The sequence below is a fragment of the Furfurilactobacillus curtus genome (assembly GCF_045862785.1).
Taxonomy (GTDB): Bacteria; Bacillota; Bacilli; order Lactobacillales; family Lactobacillaceae; genus Furfurilactobacillus; species Furfurilactobacillus curtus.
This window is the reverse complement of record NZ_BQXO01000033.1, coordinates 1-1,002: the sequence shown is the minus strand read 5'-3', so window position 1 is coordinate 1,002 and position 1,002 is coordinate 1. Positions and strand designations below refer to the sequence as shown.

Annotated in this window: 1 protein-coding gene; it reads right to left on the bottom strand. The window is 36.1% G+C overall.

Features of this window, described 5'->3' with window-relative positions; translation table 11 throughout:
* On the bottom strand, nt 1-770 hold a 770-nt coding region (locus tag ACKTR2_RS10275; RefSeq protein ID WP_407885044.1), incomplete at its 3' end, for a replication initiator protein A.
* Nucleotides 771-1,002 lie beyond the last annotated feature (232 nt).

Here is a 1,002-nt window from a genome sequence, read left to right as displayed (position 1 = left end):
AATTGCACGGCTTCTGGTTCTAAGAAAACCGGTAAACCACTGTCTTCATCAGTTAAGAAGTCATTAGCATGGTTCACCAAATCCTGGTTTTGCTTTTGAATTTCTGCTGGTGAGAAATTGGCTGTGGAAAAGTCCAACTTTTGAGTATCTATATTGTATCTATTAGTATCTAAATTATTAGTATAGTCTAGATCTTGTCTCTTTTTGAGAAGTCCGCTTGTACCAAGGGATTCAGATGTATCAGAAACGGTATCATGCGGGTTTCTCTTTTTGAGAAGTCCGTTTGTACCAAGGGGTTCAACGGTATCATGCGGGTTTCTCTTTTTGAGAAGTCCGCTTGTACCAAGGGGTTCAGGCGATTTTAATGGCTCTCGCTTAATATAAACGTCTTTTGCTGTTACTTCCAAATCTGCCAAATATAATCTATTTGGTTCGTTTTTGCCTGATCTTGGATTAAAACCCATATGTTTTTGATACAAAAGGTTTGCGTCGATTAATTCGTGTTTAATCTTATTGATTTTATTATTTGACCAGTTTCGTAAATCTTTTAGTTCATTGTTTGTGTATATGAAATATACGTTGTTATTTTCGTCAACCCAATTATTGCTTAGTGAGTAACTTAGACGATCGCGTAACACCGAATAAAGTAAAATGGCACTATCGCTAAGATCCTTATATTTTTCTCCTTGGAGTAAGATCTGCGGCAAAGCGTAGAACTTTACTTCATAGGCTCTTTTAGCATTTGTAAAGTTAAAGTTTGATTGATCCATAATAAAAGCTCCCTTTCTTAACTGACACAGGCCGTCTTAAAAGAGAGTTGCTAAAACATCTGACTTGTTTTAAAATACAAATCTGGTATGCTTTAACTGAATTACAAAGCGAACATTGGACGTGATCGGCTTTGTAAATTCACCGGCATGTGTCTATTCTGGGTTGCCTATACGGCAACTTTTTTTAATTTCTAACAACAAAAATGGACCAAATAGCATTGGTTAGCTACTT